Consider the following 18,659-nt stretch of genomic DNA (forward strand, 5'->3'; position numbering starts at 1 on the left):
TTGGACGTGCCTCACGGGCGTCCCGTCGCCACCACTCGGAGGAGTGGCGGCGACGGGACGCCCGTTCGCCTGTCACAGTCCCGCCGTCCGCCGCTTCCGCGCCCAGAACAGCCGCTGGCCCAGCAGCGTCAGCGTTCCCGCGAGGACGATGCCCGCGAGGTTCACCAACAGCTGGCCGAAGGAGCCCCAGGTCTCCGACAGGTTGCCGTAGCTGAGCGCCAGTGCCGCGTTCGCCGCTGCCGGCACCGTGGTCACCGAGATGGCCACGCCCACCAGGGCACCGGACTTCGCCGAAGTCAGCGAGACGATCCCGGCCACTCCCGCGAGCAGCGCCACCACGAACGAGAGCGGATCGGGCTTCCACACGAACTCGCTGATCGGATGCGGCCTGTTGAAGTCCGCCTGCGAGAACATCCCCAGCGCGTCCATCAGCAGACTGAAGCCCCCCGTGACCAGCATCGCGACCGGGAAGCCCACCAGCAGCGCGGCCAGCGAGCGGCCCACCAGCCCCACCTTGCGCCGCACCAGCCCCGTGCACACGCCCGCCAACGGCCCGAACTCCGGTCCGACGACCATCGCACCCACGATCAGGATCGCGCTGTCCGTCAGCACACCGCAGGCCGCGATCATCGTGGCGACGGTCAGAAAGGTGAGGTAGGTGACCGTCAGCCGCGACTCCTCGTGCGTGGCCTCGGTCAGCGACTCCCACAGCACCGCATCCACGCCCTCGCCCGGCGCCTCGTCCTCGGCGCGGTCGGCGCGCTCGGACAGCGAGAGGTCGATGTTCTCCACGGAGATGGACCCGTGCTCGGCCAGCCCCAGCGCGCGCAGCCGGGCGAGCAGTTCGTCGCCGGCCTCGCGGGCCACGTCGCACATGACGACATCGCCGGCCGGATCGCGTGCAGCGCCCTCCAGCACGGCCAGGTGAGTGGCGCCGACGCTCGACTCCAGCAGGGCGAGGACGTCCGGCGTCCGGTCGGACGGGCTGATCATCCGCAGGTGCAACATGGCGCGCAGCGTAGCGGGGCGGACGCGGGGCCGGGCCCCGAACTCGAACGGACCCGAATGGACCCGGGGCAGACCGCGAACGGACCCCGAGCGGACCGGGAGTGGAATCAATCAGCGGCAGTCAGCGGCAGTTCAAGAAATCTCAGGGCCACACCAGGCAGTACGCCTGGTGGCCCGCCTCGTGGAGGCGGTCGGAGAAGTCCTGCCAGCGGTGCAGCAGTTGGTAGACGTTGTACGCGTCCTGCGGGCCGGAGCGGTCCGGGACGGTGGACCAGATGAAGGCCGCCGCGCCCACCGACTCCTCGCCGATGCCGCGCAGCGGATCGACGACCGTCATCGGGAGCTTCACCACGGCGTAGTCGGGGTGCAGTACGACGAGTTCGAGCGGGGGGACGCGGTTGAGGGGTATGCCCTCGATCCCCGTCAGCACCATCGCCGCCATCGTCTCCGGCTTGATCTTGGTGAACATGCCGTGTCCCAGCTCGTCCCCGCCCAGTTCCTCCGGGCGCATCGAGATGGGTACGCGTGCGGCCGTGGCCCCGTCCGGCGCCCCGAAGTACTTGTAGGTCACCCCCACCCGGCCGCCACCCTTGCTGCTCGTGCTCTTCGCCGTGCTGTCGCTGCCGGCCGGGCTGATCCGCTCGACCGGGCTGATCCGCTTCGCGCGGCTGCCGCGTTCCGCAGCGCTGCCGTGCTCCGCAGCGGAATCGCGCTCCGCGGTGCTGCCGCGCTCCGCGGCGCTTCCGCTCTCGGCCGCACCGCGCCGATGACGCCCTGGAGCGCGCCCCGGGCCAGGCTCCGAGGGGCCGGTCCCCTCTCCCAGTCCGCCACCGCGATGCATGTCACCACCCGACTGCTCATCCGAGCCGCACTGCCGACAACGTGCGACCCGATCATCGTGTCAGAGACCTCCCCGCCTCACGGACTGTGAAACGCCCCCAGCCCCTGCCACGGAAGGCTCTGACACCATGGCTTTCGTGACTTACTCGTACAGCGCCCCAGTATCGCAGTCGCTCTTCGAACGTGCCGCCGCCGCGACCCCGGGAGGCGTGAACTCTCCGGTCCGTGCCTTTCGCGGGGTGGGCGGTACGCCCCGGTTCATGGTGTCCGGCAAGGGTCCCTATCTCACGGACGCGGACGGGAGGGAGTACGTCGATCTCGTCTGTTCCTGGGGGCCGATGATTCTCGGCCACGCACACCCGGAGGTCACCGAGGCCGTCCAGCAGGCCGTGGCGCGCGGTACGTCCTTCGGTACGCCCGTCGAGGACGAGGTGGCCCTCGCCGAGGAGATCGTCGGGCGGATCGACCCCGTCGAGCAGGTACGACTTGTCTCCTCCGGCACCGAGGCGACGATGTCGGCGATCCGGCTGGCGCGCGGCTTCACCGGCCGGACCAAGGTCATCAAGTTCGCCGGCTGCTATCACGGGCACGTCGATTCGCTGCTGGCCGCCGCCGGTTCCGGGGTCGCGACGCTCGGTCTGCCGGACACCCCGGGTGTGACGGGCGCGCAGGCGGGCGACACGATCGTGCTGCCGTATAACGATCTGGACGCGGTCCGCGAGGCGTTCGCCGCCTACCCCCGGGAGGTCGCCTGTGTGATCACCGAGGCGTCGCCGGGCAACATGGGCGTCGTCCCGCCGCTGCCCGGTTTCAACCAGGCGCTGAAGGACCTGTGCTCGGCCGACGGCGCGCTGTTCGTCTCCGACGAGGTGATGACCGGCTTCCGGGTCGGTGAGCGCGGCTGGTTCGGCATCGACGGTGTCGTCCCCGACCTGATGACGTTCGGCAAGGTCATGGGCGGCGGCTTTCCGGCTGCCGCGTTCGGCGGGCGCAGGGAGATCATGAACCACCTCGCGCCGGCCGGGCCCGTCTACCAGGCGGGCACCCTGTCGGGGAACCCGGTCGCCAGTGCCGCGGGGCTCACCCAGCTGCGAGTGCTGGCGCGCGACGACTTCGCCGTCTACGGCCAGGTCGATGCCGCGGCCCGCCGGGTGCGGCAGATGGTCACCGAGGCGCTCACCAAGGAGGGCGTGGCGCACACCGTGCAGACGGCGGGGAGCATGTTCTCCGTCTTCTTCGGCGATTTCGGTGAGGCGGGGGTCACCGACTACGAGGCCGCCAAGCGGCAGGAGTCGTTCCGTTTCACCGCCTTCTTCCACGCGATGCTCGCGCAGGGCGTGTACCTCCCGCCCTCGGGCTTCGAGGTCTGGTTCGTCTCCGCGGCACACGACGACGCGGCGCTCCAGCGGATCGCGGACGCGCTGCCCGCCGCCGCCCGTGCCGCCGCCGAGGCGGTGGCCGCGTGAGCGACGGAGGTAGCGACAGAAGCGGCAGAGGTGACGTGGGCGACGAGCGTGAGGAGAGCGGTGTGAGTGACGTGAGCTGCGAGGGCGTGCCCCCCAAGAGCGCCAAGAACGCGGCGGCCGACAGCGCACCCGTCAAGAGCGCCAAGGGAGCCGCGGGTGGGAGCGGGCGGGACAAGACGGTCACCGTCGTCCACGTCATGCGGCACGGCGAGGTCGAGAATCCGGAGGGCATCCTCTACGGGCGGCTGGACGGCTACCACCTGTCCGACCTCGGCCGCCAGATGGCCGACCGCGTCGCGGAACATCTGGAGGGGCGCGACATCACCCACGTCGTCGCCTCGCCGCTGGAGCGCGCGCAGGAGACGGCCGCGCCCGTCGCCAAGGCGCACGGCCTCGACGTCACCGCCGACGAACGGCTGATCGAGGCGGGCAACGTCTTCCAGGGCAAGACCTTCGGCGTCGGGGACGGCGCGCTGCGCAGGCCGGAGAACTGGCGCCATCTGCGCAACCCCTTCCGGCCCTCCTGGGGCGAGCCCTACATCGACCAGGTCGTGCGGATGCGCGCGGCGCTGGAGAGCGCCAAGGACGCGGCGCGCGGACACGAGGCCGTGTGCGTCAGCCACCAGCTCCCGATCTGGACCCTGCGCGGCTACGTCGAGCGTCGCAGGCTGTGGCACGACCCGCGCCGCCGGCAGTGCACGCTCGCCTCGCTGACCAGCTTCACCTTCCTCGGCGACACGATCGTCGCGGTGGGATACAGCGAGCCGGCCCGCGATCTGGTGCCGCCGCATCTGCGTGCCGGTGCCGGCCGTGCCAAGAAGGGGCAGAGCAAGGGATTCGGGGCCTGAGCTGCGGCGAAGACGGGCCGGGCGGGTCTCCCGGAGGGGGAGCAGGGGGGTGCGGAAGATCCCACAGATGCTCATGCGAAACTTTTCACATGAGCCAGATCCGCGCTTCCCGCCGCTTCCCGCTGCTGGCCGCAGGAGCCGCCGTGGGTGCGCTGCTGCTGTCCGCCTGCGGCGGTGAAGAGACCGGATCCGCCTCCGGTGACACCAAGTTCGTGCAGGGTACGGGCGAGATCACCAAGGTGGCCGACGGCAAGCGCACCTCCGTCCCCGACCTCAAGGGCCCCTCGGTGGACGGCAAGAAGCTGAAGCTGTCCGACTACAAGGGCAAGGTCGTCGTGCTGAACGTATGGGGCTCGTGGTGCAGCCCCTGCCGTGCCGAGGCGCCCAACCTGGCCAAGGTCGCCCGTGACACCAAGGGCAAGGACGTCCAGTTCCTCGGCATCAACACCCGTGACCTGGACAAGGCCAACGCGAAGGCGTTCGAGCGGAACTACGACATCGACTACCCGAGCTTCTACGACCCCAGCGGCAAGCTCATCCTCAAGTTCCCCCGCAACACGCTCTCCCCGCAGGCCATCCCCTCCACCCTCATCCTCGACAAGGACGGGAAGGTCGCCGTGCGGGCGCTGAAGGAGCTGAGCGAGAAGGAACTGCGCTCGGCCCTCGACCCCCTGCTCGCGGCGAAGTGAACCGGTCATGACCTCTCTCGCGGCAGCAGGAATGAACGAGACCGTACTCAACGGCGCTCTTCTGCTCGCCCTCCCCGTCGCCCTCCTCGGCGGGCTGGTCTCCTTCTTCTCGCCCTGTGTGCTGCCGCTGGTGCCCGGCTACCTGTCGTACGTCACCGGGGTCAGCGGCACCGACCTGGCCGAGGCGCGGCGCGGGCGGATGTTCGCGGGGGCCGGGCTGTTCGTCCTCGGCTTCACGGCCGTCTTCGTCTCCGGCGGGGCGCTGTTCGGCGGCTTCGGCGCGGTCCTCCAGGACAACCGGGCCGTCATCTCCAAGGTGATGGGCGGCCTGACGATCGTGCTCGGGCTGGCCTTCATGGGGGCGCTGGGCCCGCTCTCGCGCTTCACCTCGCGCGAGTTCCGCATCCACAAGCGCCCCGGCATAGGGCTGGCGGGCGCGCCGATGCTGGGGGTCCTCTTCGGTATCGGGTGGACGCCCTGCATCGGCCCGACGCTCGCCGCCGTGCTCACGCTCTCCTCCAGCCAGGCGAGCGCGGAGCGCGGCGCGCTGCTGACGGTGGCCTACTGTCTGGGCCTGGGCGTGCCGTTCGTCCTCGCGGCCCTCGCCTTCCGCCGGGCGCTGGGGGCCTTCGGCTGGGTGAAGCGGCACTACGTGTGGGTCATGCGGATCGGCGGCGGGATGCTCGTCGCGGTCGGCGTCCTGCTCGTCACAGGCATCTGGGACCGGATCGTGTACGAGATCACGGTCTGGTCGTCCGACTTCACGGTGGGGATCTGATCCATGAGCACGACCGGCACCGGCACGGACGCCGGGCAGACCAGCGACCGGCCCCCCGAGGGGGAGCGGGCCGAGGGCGAGGCGCGCGACCGGGCGGCCACCGCCCAGCTGTCCACGGCACCCGGCGAGGAGCGGCTGAACATCCCCTCGCTGGGCCCGCTCGGCTGGCTGCGCTGGTTCTGGCGGCAGCTCACCTCGATGCGGGTGGCGCTGATCTTGCTGTTCCTGCTGTCGCTGGGCGCCATCCCCGGTTCGGTGATCCCGCAGACGCCCGTGGACGCCACCAAGGTCGAGCGCTTCCACGAGCAGCACACCACCCTGGCGCCGCTCTACGACAAGCTCCAGTTGTTCGACGTCTACACCTCGGTGTGGTTCTCGGCGATCTACATCCTGCTGTTCATCTCGCTCGTCGGCTGCATCGTGCCCCGCACCTGGCAGTTCGTCGGCCAGCTGCGCTCCCGCCCGCCGCGCGCCCCGCGCCGCCTGGACCGGATGCCCGTCTACGCCACCTGGCGCACCGAGGCGGAGCCGGAGAAGGTACTGGAGGCCGCGCGCTCGCTGCTGGGCCGCAGGCGTTTCCGTACGCACCGGCAGGGCGACGCGGTCGCGTCCGAGAAGGGCTATCTGCGCGAGGCGGGCAACCTGCTCTTCCACATCGCCCTGATCGTGCTGCTGCTGGCGTTCGCCGCGGGGCAGCTGTGGAAGGCCGAGGGCGGCAAGCTGATCGTGCAGGGTGACGGCTTCTCCAACACCCTCACGCAGTACGACGACTTCAAGTCGGGCTCGCTGTTCACCGCCGACCAGCTCGACCCCTTCGGTTTCCGGCTCAAGGACTTCCACGCCTCCTACCAGGAGAGCGGCCCCAACAAGGGAACGGCCACCGACTTCCGCGCCGACATCGCCTTCTGGCAGGGCGCGGACGGCAAGGAGAAGAACACCACCATCAAGGTGAACCACCCGCTGAAGATGGGGGATTCGAAGGTCTACCTGCTGGCCAACGGCTTCGCGCCGGTCGTCAGCGTCAAGGACGGCAAGGGCAACACCGCCTACAAGGGCCCGGTCCCCTTCCTCCAGCAGGACAACAACCAGACCTCCAGCGGCGTGGTGAAGGTCACCGACTACGTGAACGCCAAGGGCCGCAAGGACCAGCTCGGCTTCCAGGGCTTCTTCGTGCCCGACTTCGCGCCCAAGAGCGGCACGATGTTCTCCCAGTCGCCCTCCTTGAAGAATCCCGCGATGTTCCTGACCGCCTACCACGGCAACCTGGGCGTCGATGGCGGGCCGGCGCAGAACGTGTACCAGCTCGACACCAAGAACATGACGAAGTTCAAGGACAAGGACGGCGGTCCCTTCGCCAAGAAGCTGGTGCCCGGCCAGACGATGACGCTGCCCAACGGCGCGGGCAGCCTCAAGTTCGAGGGCGTCAAGAAGTGGGCCAACTTCCAGGTCACCCACCAGGTCGGCAGCGGCTGGGCCCTCGGCGGCGCCCTGGCCGCCATCTTCGGCCTGGCCGGCTCGCTCTTCATCCAGCGCCGCAGGGTGTGGGTGCGTGCGAGTACCGGAGGCGACGGGCGTACGGTCATCGAGATGGCCGGGCTCGGACGCAGCGAGTCCGCCAGGCTGCCCGAGGAAATCGCCTCGCTCGCCACGGACATGCAGGAGGCGGCCCCCGCGGCGGCCGACACCCCCGCGGCCGGCGCCCCGGCGGCCGACAACACCCCTGCGACCGGCGCGTCCACAGCGGAGAGCGCCGGTGAACCCGCCGTACCCGCCCCATCCTCGGACTCCGCGGAACCCTCGGAATCCGCCGATCCTGCTGAAGCCTCCGAAGGAGCAGGCAAGTGACCTTCCTCGCAGCCGAACCCAACGAGCAGCTCGCCCAGATCAGCAACTATCTGATCTATTCGGCGATGGCCGTCTATGTCCTGGCCTTCTTCGCCTATATCGCCGAGTGGACGTTCGGCGGGCGCAGCAAGGTCGCGCGCACGGCGGCGGCGCTCACCGGCCACGCGCGCACTGCCGAGGGCGGCGAGGAGAGCGCGGCGAAAGCCTCCGCCGTCCCCGCGCAGGGCGGCGTCTCCGTCCAGGTGAAGTCCCAGGGCGGCACGGCGGTCCTGGAGAAGCCGGCGGCGGGGAAGGCGGGCGGCGGCCCCAAGATCGTCACCCGCTCCAGCGCGGGCAAGCGCGGCGAGCTGCCCGACGGTCCCGGCGCGGCCGGGGGCGATGAGCAGGGCGACATGTACGGGCGGATCGCGATCTCGCTGACCGTGCTGGCCTTCCTGCTCCACACCGGCGGGGTGCTGAGCCGCTCGCTCTCGGTGCAGCGGGCCCCCTGGGGCAACATGTACGAGTTCTCGACGGCCTTCTCGATGGTCGCCGTCGGCGCCTACCTGTGCTTCCTGCTCGCCAAGAAGAAGGTCCGCTGGATCGGACTGCCGCTGGTCACCACAGTCCTGCTGGACCTGGGTCTGGCGGTCACCGTCTTCTACACCGACAGCGACCAGCTGGTGCCCGCGCTGCACTCCTACTGGCTGTGGATCCACGTCTCGCTGGCCATCATCTGCGGTGCGCTGTTCTACCTCGGCTTCGTCGGCTCCCTGCTCTACCTGTTCCGGGACTCCTACGAGAGCAAGCTGCTGCGCGGCGGCAAGCCCAGCAAGGCCGCCGCTTCGATCATGGAGCGGCTGCCCTCGGCGAACTCGCTCGACAAGTTCGCCTACCGCATCAACGCCGCCGTCTTCCCCTTCTGGACCTTCACCATCGTGGCGGGCGCGATCTGGGCGGGCGACGCCTGGGGCCGCTACTGGGGCTGGGACCCCAAGGAGGTCTGGTCGTTCATCACCTGGGTCGCCTACGCCAGCTACCTGCACGCGCGGGCCACGGCAGGCTGGAAGGGCCGGAAAGCGGCATATCTCGCACTTCTCGCCTTCGCCTGTTTCCTCTTCAACTACTACGGTGTGAACGTCTTCTTCAACGGCAAACACTCGTACGCGGGGATCTGAGGCGGCAGACTTGTGCGTGCGGGGTGAAGGTGGAGCTATGAGCACCGACAGCCAGGCCCCCTCTCAGTCGTACGGGATCCCGTACGGCACGGCACGCAGCAGCCCGGGCGGCGACGCGCACACGATCAGCTTCGAGCTGGCGTTCCCGCGTCCGGTGGAGACCGTGTGGGAGGCCGTCGCCACCCCCGAGGGTCTGCGGAGCTGGCTGGCCTCGGCCCACCCTTTCGAGCCCGGCCCCGGCGGAGCGGTGGCGCTGCGCTGGCTGGACGGGGGAGAGGACGCGGGCTCCGGGCCGGGCGCGGGCGCCACCTCCGGTCCCGATGCCGGTGCCGGAGGGGCGGCGGCCGCCGGGCGGATCACTGCCTGGTCGCGGCGGCGGCTCGCGGAGTACACCGTCGGAAACCGTGGTTCCTTCGGCTTCACCCTGAAGGGCACCGCGGACGACGACCGCACACGGGTCCGCTTCCGCAACGACTTCACCGGCGACGCGGCATGTCTGCTGGACCGCCTCGCCGGATGGCACCACCACTTCGAACTGCTCAAGGAAGAGCTGGAGGGCCGCGCGGGGCCGCCGGGCCACTCCTCGCCCGCCGGAGTCTGGGCCCCGGACCGTTTCAGCGCGCTGCGCGCGGAGTACGCCGGGCGGCTCCCGTAACACCGCCTCCGGATCGCCGCCCCGGCCGCCGCCGTCGGGGGTCGGGGCGGCGGTGGGAACAGGGGCCGCGCGAGGTGGGACCGTCGCCGTCGGTCCTCGGCCGTCAGCGCTCGTTCAGCTCTCAGCCCTCGTCGCGGTCCCGGCGCGGAAGCTCGTCCTCCGGGCGGGGGCGTTCGTCCTTCTGGCGGGGCGGCTCCGGGGCCGGGTCGGGCTCGGGTGCCGGCTCCGACTCCGGGGCCGGTTGCGGAGCCGACGCCTCCGGAACCTCGTCCTTCTTCAGGGACTTCAGGAACTCGGGGTTGTCGTCCGGGGCGACCCAGCGCCGCTCCTGGGGGCGGGTCGCGCCGTAGGGCGCGTTGCGGCGCGGGCGGCCGACCGCGAACCAGGCCACGGGCCCGAGCAGCACCTGCCCGAACAGCAGGATGATGATGACCCACACCACCTTGGGCAGCTTGCGGGCCTCGTTCTCGGGCGTATTGAGGCAGTCGATGAACGCGTAGATCCACACGGCCAGGATCAAAAGGATCGGCAGATACCTGATCACGCGGAACGCCCCCTGGGTGCGAGATGCCGCCGGACTGGTGGGGTGCGGGCCCCGGCGCGCGAGTGCCCACGGGCCCAGCGTAGTGGGCCGCGTGGCGGCCCCCGCGCTCAGGGCGCGGGCATCGGAGAGGATACTGGGGCGTATGGCATACGACGATCTCCGCTCGCTCCTGCGGGCGCTGGAGCGAGACCGTGACCTCAAGCGCGTCAAGGCCGAGGTGGACCCGCACCTGGAAGTCGGGGAGATCGTCGACCGGGTCAACAAGGCCGGCGGGCCCGCGCTGCTGTTCGAGAACGTCAAGGGCTCCTCGATGCCGCTGGCGATGAACGTCTTCGGCACCGACCGCCGCCTGCTCAAGGCGCTGGGCCTGGCCTCCTACGACGAGATCACCGAAAAGATCGGCGGACTGCTCAGGCCGGAGCTGCCGCAGGGCTTCGTCGGCTTCCGGGAGGCGTTCGGGAAGCTCGGCGCGATGGCGCACGTGCCGCCGAAGAAGGTCAAGGAAGCACCCGTCCAGGAGATCGTGTACGAGGGCGAGGACGTCAACCTCGACGAGCTGCCCGCGCTGTTCACCTGGCCCGAGGACGGCGGCTCCTTCTTCAACCTCGGCCTCACCCACACCAAGGACCCCGAAAGCGGCGTGCGCAACCTGGGCCTCTACCGGCTCCAGCGCCACGACCGGCGCACCATCGGGATGCACTGGCAGATCCACAAGGACAGCCGCAACCACTACCAGGTCGCGGCGCGGCGCGGCGAGAAGCTGCCGGTCGCCATCGCCTTCGGCGCCCCGCCCGCCGTCACCTACGCCTCCACCGCCCCACTGCCCGGCGACATCGACGAGTACCTGCTGGCGGGCTTCCTCCAGGGCAAGCGCGTCGAGATGGTGGACTGCAAGACCGTGCCGCTCCAGGTGCCCGCCGCCGCCGAGGTCGTGCTGGAGGGCTGGCTGGAGCCCGGCGAGATGCTGCCGGAGGGCCCGTTCGGCGACCACACCGGGTTCTACACCCCCCAGGAGCCCTTCCCCGCGCTGCGGATCGACTGTGTGACGACGCGGAAGCGCCCGCTGCTCCAGTCCATCGTCGTCGGCCGGCCGCCCACCGAGGACGGACCGCTGGGGCGGGCCACCGAGCGGTTCTTCCTGCCGCTGCTCAAGATCGTCGTCCCGGACATCGTGGACTACCACCTGCCCGAGTCCGGCGGCTTCCACAACTGCGCGATCGTCGCCATCGACAAGCGTTACCCCAAGCACGCGCAGAAGGTGATGCACGCCATCTGGGGGGCGCACATGATGTCCCTGACCAAGCTGATCGTGATCGTGGACAAGGACTGCGACGTGCGGAACATGCACGAGGTGTCCTGGCGGGCCCTCGGCAACGTGGACTACGCCCGGGACCTCACCGTGGTCGAGGGCCCCGTGGACCACCTGGACCACGCCTCCTACCAGCAGTTCTGGGGCGGCAAGGCGGGCATCGACGCGACCCGCAAACTGCCCGAGGAGGGCTACACCCGCGACGGCGGATGGCCGCACATGGTCGAGTCCGATCCCCGGATCGCCGACCTGGTGAGCCGCAGGTGGACGGAGTACGGCCTGTGAGCAGCGCGGCGGAGGGAGTCGTCGGACCGGGCCCGGGGCCGGGCGGTGCCGACGCCGGACGGGTACGGGCCTTCCTGCGGCTCGTCGTCATCGAACACTCGGTCTTCGCGCTGCCGTTCGCCTACACCGCGGCGCTCACCGCGATGTTCCGCGACAGCCGCAGCATCCACTGGTGGCAGCTGTTCCTGGTGACCGTGGCCATGGTCGGCATGCGGACCTTCGCGATGGCCGCGAACCGGATCATCGACCGCGAGATCGACGCCCGCAACCCGCGCACGGCGGGCCGGGAGCTGGTGACCGGCGCGGTGTCCGTACGGACGGCCTGGACCGGCGCCGCCGTCGCCGTGGTGGTCTTCCTGGGCGCCTGCGCGCTGCTCAACCCGCTGTGCCTGGCACTCGCGCCGGTCGCGGTGATCCCGATGGTCGTCTATCCCTACGGGAAGCGCTTCACCAACCTCCCGCACGCGATCCTGGGCCTCGCCCAGGCCATCGGCCCCATCGGCGCGTGGCTCGCGGTCACCGGCAGCTGGTCGTGGGAGGCGGTCGTGCTCGGGCTGGCCGTGGGCATCTGGATCGGCGGCTTCGACCTGATCTACGCCTGCCAGGACGTGGCCGCCGACCGCGCGGGCGGCGTGAAGTCCGTACCGGCGCGCTTCGGTACGGCGGCGGCCATCCACGCCACCCGGGCAGCACACGTGGTGACCGTGGCGCTGCTGGTGGCCTTCGGGCTGATGACGGACGCCGGAGTCTTCTACTGGCTGGGGCTGCTGATCGCGACGGCCGCGTTCGGCTACGAGCACACCATCGTGCGCCCGCACGACCTGTCGCGGCTGAACCGGGCGTTCTTCCAGGTCAACAGCTTCATCGGCATCGCGTTCTTCGTCTGCGCCCTGCTCGATCTGCTCGTCCGCGGCCTCGTCGGCTAGGCGGTACCCGACAGGGCCTAATGCCAGGCGGGCTTGCCCCCACCTATCGCGCGGGGCTCGGCGGTCAGGCGGGCCGCCAGGACGCCGCCGATCAGGCCGAAGAGGTGGCCCTGCCAGGAGATGCCGGAGTCGCTGGGCAGCACGCCCCAGAAGAACGTCGAGCCGTAGAGCACGGCGACAACCGTGCCGACGGCGAGGTCGGTTATCCGGCGGTCCACGAAGCCGCGCGCCAGCAGATAGCCGAAGAGGCCGAAGATCAGGCCCGAGGCGCCCGCCGTGTTGCTGCTCTCCGGGGCGGTCAGCCACACCCCGAGCCCGCTGGTCACGATGATGATCAGCGCCGTCGCCAGGAAGCGGCCGGTGCCGCGCAGGGCGGCCAGGAAGCCGAGGATCAGCAGCGGCAGGGTGTTGGCCATCAGGTGCTCGAAGCCGAAGTGCATGAAGGAGCTGGGGATCACATCCACCAGTTCGTCCACCCGGCGGGGCTGGACGCCGAAGGTGTCCAGCGCGTTCCCCGACGCCTGGTCCACCACCTCCAGCACCCACAGCAGCGCGACCCAGCCCACTATCAGCTTTCCCGCCGCCATGGCCTTGGCGCCCGAGCCGTCCGTCATGCTTGCCCGCCTCCCGTGCGAGGGGCCCCACCCGTCAGGACGTACAACGGCACACGGTATGCCGCTGGTTCCCGCCCCCGCCGTGCCCCGCCGTCCTCCGGAGCCGTGCCCCGCCGGCCTCCAGGATGGCGTCAGATGCCGCCCGTGCCCAGGGCGCCGTACATCATCGCGGCCAGCAGGTCCTGCGGCTTCAGCTCGCGCGCGCCGTCCGGGGCCATGACCGGGACGGCGTCGCCGCCGCCGAAGTCCATCCGCAGCGGCAGGTGCACGCCCTTGGCCTGTGCCTTGTCGCTCAGGAACTGCTCCAGGTCCAGCGTCAGCCCGGTGAGCTGGCCGCGGCGGATCTGGAGGTCGGCACTGACCTTCCGGTCCGGCACCGTGGAGGGGTCCAGGTGCGCGCCCACCGCCGCCAGCGCGCGGGACAGGTCGGGGGCCGCCCGCCGCGCCGGCATGGAGACGGTGACGTGCTCGGCGCCGCCGTACTCGCCCGCCTTCTTGAACTCCGCGTACTTGCCGAGGGTCTTCTCCAGGCCCTCCAGGAACTCCCGCTCCGATTCGCCGTTGAGCGCCCGGCCGGCGGCGGTGGCCCGGCCCACGCGCTTGCTGGTCTCGTCGTTCTGCGCGGAGACGGATTCGCCGTGCTTGCCGGATGTCCCGCCGGATGCCCTGTCGGACGTCTTGCCGGATGCCTTGCCGGACGTGTGGCCCGGCGCCTTGTCCAACTCGCCGTTCTTCTCGTCCCGGGTGATCTCCCGCGCCGCGCGCGCGAAGTCGTCGAAGGACTCGGGGTCGGCCTCGACCCACTCGCCCCGCAGCGCGTCCTTGGCCGAGGCGAGCGTGGTCGGGAGGTCCTTGGCGAGCGCGACGAGCCGGCGGGCGCGCTGCCGGTCGGTCTCCGAGTCGCTCAGCTGCGCCACCAGGGAGCGCAGGCGGACGCGCACGTAGAGCTTCTCCTCCACGGACTTGGCGGACAGGACGTCCGTGGTGCCGAAGTTGAGGGCCGTCGCGAAGCGGAGGCGCTCGGAGCGGCTGAGGTCCTTCAGCGGGGTCTTCTCGCGGTCCGAGCCCACCGCGAAGGTCAGCTCACCGCGGGAGAGGAGCCTGGCCGTCCGCTCGGTCTTCGGGCCCTTGGGAGCGCCCGCCGCGCGCAGGAAGGCGTCGGCGTCGGTGGCCGTGCCGTCCACCGACACCAGCACGCTGGCTGAGGGCTGCTCGCCGAGCTTCTCGAAGGCGTGCTTCACCTTGAGACCGGTGGTGAGTTTCTCCGTCGCGCTGCACCCGGCGACGGCGAGGGCGAGCGCTGTCGCGCACGCGGCTGCGGCGGTCAGGCGCGCGGGGACTCGGGTGACACGCATGCGTCGAGGGTACGCGGCGGGTGCCCCGGACCACCCCGCCCCTCCCGGCCCCGGCTGCCGCCCTGGCCCGCCCGGGCCCCCCGCCCCAGCCCTGGTACGAGCCGGGCCCCGGCAGGCGACGAGCCGGGCTTCAGCGGGATCTAGTGCCGGGAGGGGCACTAGGCTCGACAATGTGACAGATCAGGGACGGCGGCCATGGGTCGTGGGGGTTTCCGGCGCTTCGGGCACGCCGTACGCGGCGGCGGTCATCCGCGGGCTGCTGGCGGCGGGCGAGGACATCGACCTCGTGGTGAGCCGCGCCTCCCGGCTGACGATCCTGGACGAGAACGGCCACCCCTTCCGCGACGCACATGCCGAGAGCGATCTGCGCCGCTGGCTGGCGCGCGGCGCCGACGGGCGGCCCGACGCGTTCGACGTCGATCCCGCGCGGGTGCGCCACTGGTCGCCGGGGGATTTGTCGGCCGGACCGGCGTCCGGGTCGTACCAGGTCAAGGGGATGCTGGTCGTTCCCGCGAGTACGGCGTGCGTGGCCGGGGTGGCGCTGGGGCTCTCGAAGGACCTGCTCCAGCGCGCCGCGGACGTGATGCTCAAGGAGCGGCGCCCCCTGGTGATGGCCGTGCGCGAGACCCCGCTGAACGGCCACACGCTGCGCCATCTGGTCACGCTGGACGAGGCGGGCGCCGTGGTGCTCCCGGCCTCCCCGGCGTTCTACGCGGGCGCCCGGCACATCCAGGACCTGGTGGACTTCGTGGCCGGCCGCGTGCTGGACGCGGTGGATGTGCCGCACACGCTCTACCGCCGCTGGGAAGGGGAGCTTGGTCGGGGGAGTTCCGGCCCCATGCCTTAGATTCGTGGTCCGGACTTCAGATTCGTGGTCCGACTTACTACGTACGGGAGGCAGCGGCATCCATGGACGCGGTGGACAGGCAGCTCATCCAGGCCCTGCGCGAGAACGGGAGAGCCTCCTACGCCGAACTCGGCCGGCTCGTCGGCCTCTCGGGCCCCAGCGTCACCGACCGCATCAACCGGCTGGAGGCGGCCGGGGTGATCACCGGATACCGCGCCACCGTCGATGCCCCCTCCCTCGGCCTCGGGGTGACCGCGCTGATCGGTATCCAGCTCTCGGACGCGACCGATCACGAGGATGTGGCCACCAGGCTGCGTGACCTCCAGGAGGTCGAGGACTGCTGGTTCATCGCCGGGGACGACTCGTACATGCTCAAGGTGCGGGCCGGCGATGTGGACGACCTGGAGCGCACCATCCGGCGCCTCTCGGGCACCAAGGGCGTCTCGCGCACCCGCACCACGATCGTGCTGTCCACCAAATGGGAGAACAGGGTCGGCCAGCTGCCCGACGAAGACCCGCTCTGAGGGCGCCTCCGGCGGTGAGCGCGACGTGCCGGGGGTGCGGCCCGCCGAGGGCGCGCGGGCCCCGGCGGCCCGGCGAATGGTGCGAAAAGTGGTGGCGTACGCTCGTACGCGGCACTCGGAACGCGGATTTCCCCCTCGCGGAGCCGGCCGGATCGGGCCCCTCGCCGGGACGACGCAGCTCGCCGGGGTTCACGCGGCAGACAGCAGAGCAGCAGACAGATGAGGCAGGTGGCGCGAGGTATGGACGCGGGACTGCGGGAGCGGCTCGAAGAGATCGAGACGAAGGTCCGTTCCGGCGAGCGGCTGACCCGGCAGGACGGCCTCGACCTCTACGAATGTGACGACCTCGCCTGGCTCGGCGGCCTCGCGCACGAGGTGCGGACGCGCAAGAACGGCGATGTCACGCACTTCAACATCAACCGCCACCTGAACATGACGAACGTGTGCACCGCCTCCTGCGCGTACTGCTCGTTCCAGCGCAAGCCGGGCGAGAAGGACGCGTACACGATGCGCATCGAGGAGGCCGTCCGGCTCGCGAAGGAGATGGAGGCGGACAACCTCACCGAGCTGCACATCGTCAACGGGCTCCACCCCAACCTGCCCTGGCGCTACTACCCGCGCTCGCTGCGCGAGCTGAAGGCGGCGCTGCCGGAGACGGTCTCCCTCAAGGCGTTCACCGCGACCGAGATCCACCACTTCGAGAAGATCTCCGGGCTCGACGCGAGCGACATCCTGGACGAGCTGATCGACGCGGGCCTGGAGTCGCTGACCGGCGGCGGCGCGGAGATCTTCGACTGGGAGGTGCGGCAGCACATCGTCGACCACGACACCCACTGGGAGGACTGGTCGCGCATCCACCGCCTCGCCCACCAAAAGGGCCTCAAGACCCCCTGCACGATGCTGTACGGGCACATCGAGGAGCCCCGGCACCGGGTGGACCACGTGCTGCGGCTGCGCGAACTGCAGGATGAGACCGGCGGCTTCCAGGTCTTCATCCCGCTGCGCTACCAGCACGACTTCACCGACATGAAGGACGGCAAGGTCCGCAACACCCTTCAGGCGCGCACGCAGATGGCGACCGGCATCGAGGCGCTGAAGACCTTCGCGGTCTCGCGGCTGCTGTTCGACAACGTGCCGCACGTCAAGGTGTTCTGGGTGATGCACGGGGTGAACACCGCGCAGCTCGCGCTCCAGCACGGGGCCGACGACATGGACGGCTCGGTCGTCGAGTACAAGATCACGCACGACGCGGACGACTTCGGCACCCCCGCCAAGCTCACCCGCGACGATCTGCTCGACCTGATCCGCGACGCCGGCTTCCGGCCCGTCGAGCGCAACACCCGCTACGAGATCCTCAACGAGTACCCGGGCCCGGACCCCGAGCGGCGCGAGGCCCCGCAGCCGATGCGGGTGTAGCGCGCCGGCAGGGGCAGCGCCGCGCGGAGCCTCGGCCCGGGTGACCGGTACGGGTCCGGGTGACCGGTACCGGTCCGGGTGACCGGTTCCGGGCCGGGAGACCCCTTCCGGCCCGGGGGCCTGATGATCGCTGTGGCGGCTGTGCTTGACTGGAAGACATCGCGAATCGCCCAAACGCCCCCGAACGCCGAAGAAGCACGGAGAAGACACCGTGAGCACCTCCACATCGCACGCGACGCTCCGTTACACCACCCTGCGGATCGGCGTCTTCGTCGGCTGTCTCCTCGTCGCCGGGGTGCTGGCGCACTTCGGGGTGATCCCCGCCGGGGTCGGTGCTTCCAACGGGATCTGGGTGGTGCTGGTCGCGCTGATCATTTCGGCCCCGCTCAGCTATGTGCTGCTGCGCAAGCAGCGCGACGCGATGTCGGAGCAGATCGTCGATGGCGTGGGCAAGGCCAAGGAGCGGCTGGCGGCCAACCAGGCCCAGGAGGACGGGGCGCAACCGCAGAGCGCCCCGCGCGGCGGCAGCCCCCGCACCGGCTCCGCCTGAGCTTCGCCCGCTTCGGCTGAGCCCGCTGGCTTTCTGCGGGACCCGCGCCGCCGGGCCGCTGTTCAGGCCGCCCGCCTGGCCAGCCTGTACAGGGTCTTCGCGGCAGATGACCCGGGGTCGGCCGTGATCAGGACGACTTCCTGGTCGTCCTCGGGTACGAGCAGGACATCGCAGTTCAGGCGAAGCTTGCCGGCGTCCGGGTGGTGGAGGGTCTTGGTGCGGTGCCCCGGGGCGTGGACGGGACGCGTCCGCCAGACTTGCCGGAACTCCTCGCTGCCGACGTGCAGTTCGGCCAGCAGGGCCGACAACCGCGGGTCGTGCGGGTAGCGGTCGGCGGCCCGGCGCAGCCGCGCCACCACGATGTGCCCGAACTCCTCAGCGCTGGAGCTCTCGTACATCCGCCCCTGGCCCAAGAAGCGGCGCCGGGCCAGGTTCGCCGCCCCGCCCCCGAGATCGCCACCGAGCAGTTCCCGGGCCAGGGGGTTCCAGGCGACGACGCCGTACGCCGCGTCGGTGACGACGGCACCGGTCTCGGGCAACCGCTCCAGCATCCGGGCCACATGCGGGCGTACCCGGCGTACGGCGCTGAGGCCGGGCGGCGTACTCGATCCCGCCAGGCGGAACAGGTGACTTCGCTCGGCCGGGGTGAGCCGCAGCGCCTGGGACAGCGCTTCCAGGATCCGGGCCGACGGCCGCGGGCCCCGGGCCTGCTCCAGTCGCGTGTAGTAGTCGACCGACATGTGGGCGAGTTCGGCCACCTCTTCGCGGCGCAGGCCCGGTGTACGGCGATCGGTGCCCGTCGCCGTCAGGCCGGCCTCGTGCGGACGCAGGCCCGCCCGGCGGTCCCGCAGGAAGCGGGCCAGCTCCTGGCGTGCCATGCCTCCTCCTCCCACTGCCCGGGACAAGCTGTCTCCCACTGCCCGGGACAAGCTGTCTCCCACTGCCCGGGACAAGCTGTCTCCCACTGCCTGGTACAGGCTGTCCCTGGCAGAGCGCTCACGGC

At 70.8% G+C, this 18,659-nt stretch carries 20 protein-coding genes; 14 read left to right on the plus strand and 6 right to left on the minus strand.

The features are described from left to right. Nucleotides 1-72: 72 nt before the first annotated feature. Nucleotides 73-1,008 carry a DUF389 domain-containing protein gene (locus ABD339_RS21090; protein WP_344567965.1) on the minus strand — a complete coding sequence of 312 codons (936 nt, stop codon included), beginning with the start codon at nucleotides 1,006-1,008 and terminating at the stop codon, nucleotides 73-75. A gap of 142 nt (nucleotides 1,009-1,150) precedes the next feature. Further along, nucleotides 1,151-1,663 (minus strand): hypothetical protein, encoded by a 513-nt coding sequence (locus ABD339_RS21095; RefSeq protein ID WP_344568109.1) that lies wholly within the window; start codon nucleotides 1,661-1,663, stop codon nucleotides 1,151-1,153. Between ABD339_RS21095 and ABD339_RS21100 the strand changes: the two genes are divergently transcribed. From ABD339_RS21100 to ABD339_RS21135, 8 genes are all read left to right on the plus strand, one after another. Further along, nucleotides 1,608-1,778 (plus strand): hypothetical protein, encoded by a 171-nt coding sequence (locus tag ABD339_RS21100; RefSeq protein WP_344568125.1) that lies wholly within the window; start codon nucleotides 1,608-1,610, stop codon nucleotides 1,776-1,778. The genes ABD339_RS21095 and ABD339_RS21100 overlap by 56 nt on opposite strands. Nucleotides 1,779-1,976: 198 nt before the next feature. Next, the gene (gene hemL / locus ABD339_RS21105) at nucleotides 1,977-3,314 is read left to right on the plus strand and encodes a glutamate-1-semialdehyde 2,1-aminomutase (protein WP_344567966.1); all 1,338 of its coding nucleotides are present in this window, start codon (nucleotides 1,977-1,979) and stop codon (nucleotides 3,312-3,314) included. A 197-nt stretch (nucleotides 3,315-3,511) separates the two neighbouring features. Beyond that, the gene (locus tag ABD339_RS21110) at nucleotides 3,512-4,162 is read left to right on the plus strand and encodes a histidine phosphatase family protein (RefSeq protein WP_344568110.1); all 651 of its coding nucleotides are present in this window, start codon (nucleotides 3,512-3,514) and stop codon (nucleotides 4,160-4,162) included. An 89-nt stretch (nucleotides 4,163-4,251) separates the two neighbouring features. Next, the gene (locus ABD339_RS21115; RefSeq protein ID WP_344567967.1) at nucleotides 4,252-4,851 is read left to right on the plus strand and encodes a TlpA family protein disulfide reductase; all 600 of its coding nucleotides are present in this window, start codon (nucleotides 4,252-4,254) and stop codon (nucleotides 4,849-4,851) included. Between the two features lie 7 nt (nucleotides 4,852-4,858). Beyond that, nucleotides 4,859-5,629 (plus strand): cytochrome c biogenesis CcdA family protein, encoded by a 771-nt coding sequence (locus ABD339_RS21120; protein ID WP_344567968.1) that lies wholly within the window; start codon nucleotides 4,859-4,861, stop codon nucleotides 5,627-5,629. Between the two features lie 3 nt (nucleotides 5,630-5,632). Continuing rightward, nucleotides 5,633-7,474 (plus strand): cytochrome c biogenesis protein ResB, encoded by a 1,842-nt coding sequence (gene resB / locus ABD339_RS21125; protein WP_344567969.1) that lies wholly within the window; start codon nucleotides 5,633-5,635, stop codon nucleotides 7,472-7,474. Beyond that, a complete protein-coding gene (ccsB, locus tag ABD339_RS21130; RefSeq protein ID WP_344567970.1) occupies nucleotides 7,471-8,631 on the plus strand; it encodes a c-type cytochrome biogenesis protein CcsB in 1,161 nt (386 codons plus the stop codon). Before resB ends, ccsB begins: the two co-directional genes overlap by 4 nt. A gap of 37 nt (nucleotides 8,632-8,668) precedes the next feature. Beyond that, nucleotides 8,669-9,286: an SRPBCC family protein gene (locus ABD339_RS21135; RefSeq protein ID WP_344567971.1), complete on the plus strand. Its 618-nt coding sequence runs from the start codon at nucleotides 8,669-8,671 to the stop codon at nucleotides 9,284-9,286. A 121-nt stretch (nucleotides 9,287-9,407) separates the two neighbouring features. On the opposite strand, the gene ABD339_RS21140 is transcribed toward ABD339_RS21135, so the two are convergent. After that, nucleotides 9,408-9,830 carry a PLD nuclease N-terminal domain-containing protein gene (locus ABD339_RS21140; RefSeq protein WP_344567972.1) on the minus strand — a complete coding sequence of 141 codons (423 nt, stop codon included), beginning with the start codon at nucleotides 9,828-9,830 and terminating at the stop codon, nucleotides 9,408-9,410. A gap of 142 nt (nucleotides 9,831-9,972) precedes the next feature. Between ABD339_RS21140 and ABD339_RS21145 the strand changes: the two genes are divergently transcribed. Beyond that, nucleotides 9,973-11,424 (plus strand): menaquinone biosynthesis decarboxylase, encoded by a 1,452-nt coding sequence (locus tag ABD339_RS21145; protein ID WP_344567973.1) that lies wholly within the window; start codon nucleotides 9,973-9,975, stop codon nucleotides 11,422-11,424. Next, the gene (mqnP, locus tag ABD339_RS21150; RefSeq protein WP_344567974.1) at nucleotides 11,421-12,350 is read left to right on the plus strand and encodes a menaquinone biosynthesis prenyltransferase MqnP; all 930 of its coding nucleotides are present in this window, start codon (nucleotides 11,421-11,423) and stop codon (nucleotides 12,348-12,350) included. Before ABD339_RS21145 ends, mqnP begins: the two co-directional genes overlap by 4 nt. A gap of 17 nt (nucleotides 12,351-12,367) precedes the next feature. On the opposite strand, the gene ABD339_RS21155 is transcribed toward mqnP, so the two are convergent. Further along, nucleotides 12,368-12,964 carry a rhomboid family intramembrane serine protease gene (locus ABD339_RS21155; protein ID WP_344567975.1) on the minus strand — a complete coding sequence of 199 codons (597 nt, stop codon included), beginning with the start codon at nucleotides 12,962-12,964 and terminating at the stop codon, nucleotides 12,368-12,370. Between the two features lie 131 nt (nucleotides 12,965-13,095). Then, nucleotides 13,096-14,319 carry a hypothetical protein gene (locus tag ABD339_RS21160; protein ID WP_344567976.1) on the minus strand — a complete coding sequence of 408 codons (1,224 nt, stop codon included), beginning with the start codon at nucleotides 14,317-14,319 and terminating at the stop codon, nucleotides 13,096-13,098. Nucleotides 14,320-14,491: 172 nt separating this feature from the next. On the opposite strand from ABD339_RS21160, the gene ABD339_RS21165 reads away from it, so the two are divergent. From ABD339_RS21165 to ABD339_RS21180, 4 genes are all read left to right on the plus strand, one after another. Next, nucleotides 14,492-15,166 carry a UbiX family flavin prenyltransferase gene (locus ABD339_RS21165; protein WP_344567977.1) on the plus strand — a complete coding sequence of 225 codons (675 nt, stop codon included), beginning with the start codon at nucleotides 14,492-14,494 and terminating at the stop codon, nucleotides 15,164-15,166. A 62-nt stretch (nucleotides 15,167-15,228) separates the two neighbouring features. Beyond that, complete coding sequence (locus tag ABD339_RS21170; protein WP_344567978.1) at nucleotides 15,229-15,690, plus strand: Lrp/AsnC family transcriptional regulator; 462 nt, start codon at nucleotides 15,229-15,231, stop codon at nucleotides 15,688-15,690. Nucleotides 15,691-15,930: 240 nt separating this feature from the next. Continuing rightward, complete coding sequence (gene mqnE / locus ABD339_RS21175; RefSeq protein WP_344567979.1) at nucleotides 15,931-17,106, plus strand: aminofutalosine synthase MqnE; 1,176 nt, start codon at nucleotides 15,931-15,933, stop codon at nucleotides 17,104-17,106. 211 nt (nucleotides 17,107-17,317) lie between these two features. Next, a complete protein-coding gene (locus tag ABD339_RS21180; protein ID WP_344567980.1) occupies nucleotides 17,318-17,656 on the plus strand; it encodes a DUF4229 domain-containing protein in 339 nt (112 codons plus the stop codon). A gap of 62 nt (nucleotides 17,657-17,718) precedes the next feature. Here ABD339_RS21180 and ABD339_RS21185 read toward each other — a convergent pair whose 3' ends face one another. Beyond that, nucleotides 17,719-18,534: a helix-turn-helix transcriptional regulator gene (locus ABD339_RS21185; protein ID WP_344567981.1), complete on the minus strand. Its 816-nt coding sequence runs from the start codon at nucleotides 18,532-18,534 to the stop codon at nucleotides 17,719-17,721. Between the last annotated feature and the right edge of the window lie 125 nt (nucleotides 18,535-18,659).

Source organism: Streptomyces axinellae (assembly GCF_039532135.1).
Lineage (GTDB): Bacteria > Actinomycetota > Actinomycetes > Streptomycetales > Streptomycetaceae > Streptomyces > Streptomyces axinellae.

Bases quoted from the DNA above. Each gene is read 5' to 3' on its own strand.
- ABD339_RS21090 (WP_344567965.1), bottom strand. From the start codon at position 1,008: ATGTTGCACCTGCGGATGATCAGCCCGTCCGACCGGACGCCGGACGTC.
- hemL (WP_344567966.1), top strand. From the start codon at position 1,977: ATGGCTTTCGTGACTTACTCGTACAGCGCCCCAGTATCGCAGTCGCTC.
- ABD339_RS21110 (WP_344568110.1), top strand. From the start codon at position 3,512: ATGCGGCACGGCGAGGTCGAGAATCCGGAGGGCATCCTCTACGGGCGG.
- ABD339_RS21115 (WP_344567967.1), top strand. From the start codon at position 4,252: ATGAGCCAGATCCGCGCTTCCCGCCGCTTCCCGCTGCTGGCCGCAGGA.
- ABD339_RS21120 (WP_344567968.1), top strand. From the start codon at position 4,859: ATGACCTCTCTCGCGGCAGCAGGAATGAACGAGACCGTACTCAACGGC.
- resB (WP_344567969.1), top strand. From the start codon at position 5,633: ATGAGCACGACCGGCACCGGCACGGACGCCGGGCAGACCAGCGACCGG.
- ABD339_RS21135 (WP_344567971.1), top strand. From the start codon at position 8,669: ATGAGCACCGACAGCCAGGCCCCCTCTCAGTCGTACGGGATCCCGTAC.
- ABD339_RS21145 (WP_344567973.1), top strand. From the start codon at position 9,973: ATGGCATACGACGATCTCCGCTCGCTCCTGCGGGCGCTGGAGCGAGAC.
- ABD339_RS21155 (WP_344567975.1), bottom strand. From the start codon at position 12,964: ATGACGGACGGCTCGGGCGCCAAGGCCATGGCGGCGGGAAAGCTGATA.
- ABD339_RS21160 (WP_344567976.1), bottom strand. From the start codon at position 14,319: ATGCGTGTCACCCGAGTCCCCGCGCGCCTGACCGCCGCAGCCGCGTGC.
- ABD339_RS21170 (WP_344567978.1), top strand. From the start codon at position 15,229: ATGGACGCGGTGGACAGGCAGCTCATCCAGGCCCTGCGCGAGAACGGG.
- mqnE (WP_344567979.1), top strand. From the start codon at position 15,931: ATGGACGCGGGACTGCGGGAGCGGCTCGAAGAGATCGAGACGAAGGTC.
- ABD339_RS21185 (WP_344567981.1), bottom strand. From the start codon at position 18,534: ATGGCACGCCAGGAGCTGGCCCGCTTCCTGCGGGACCGCCGGGCGGGC.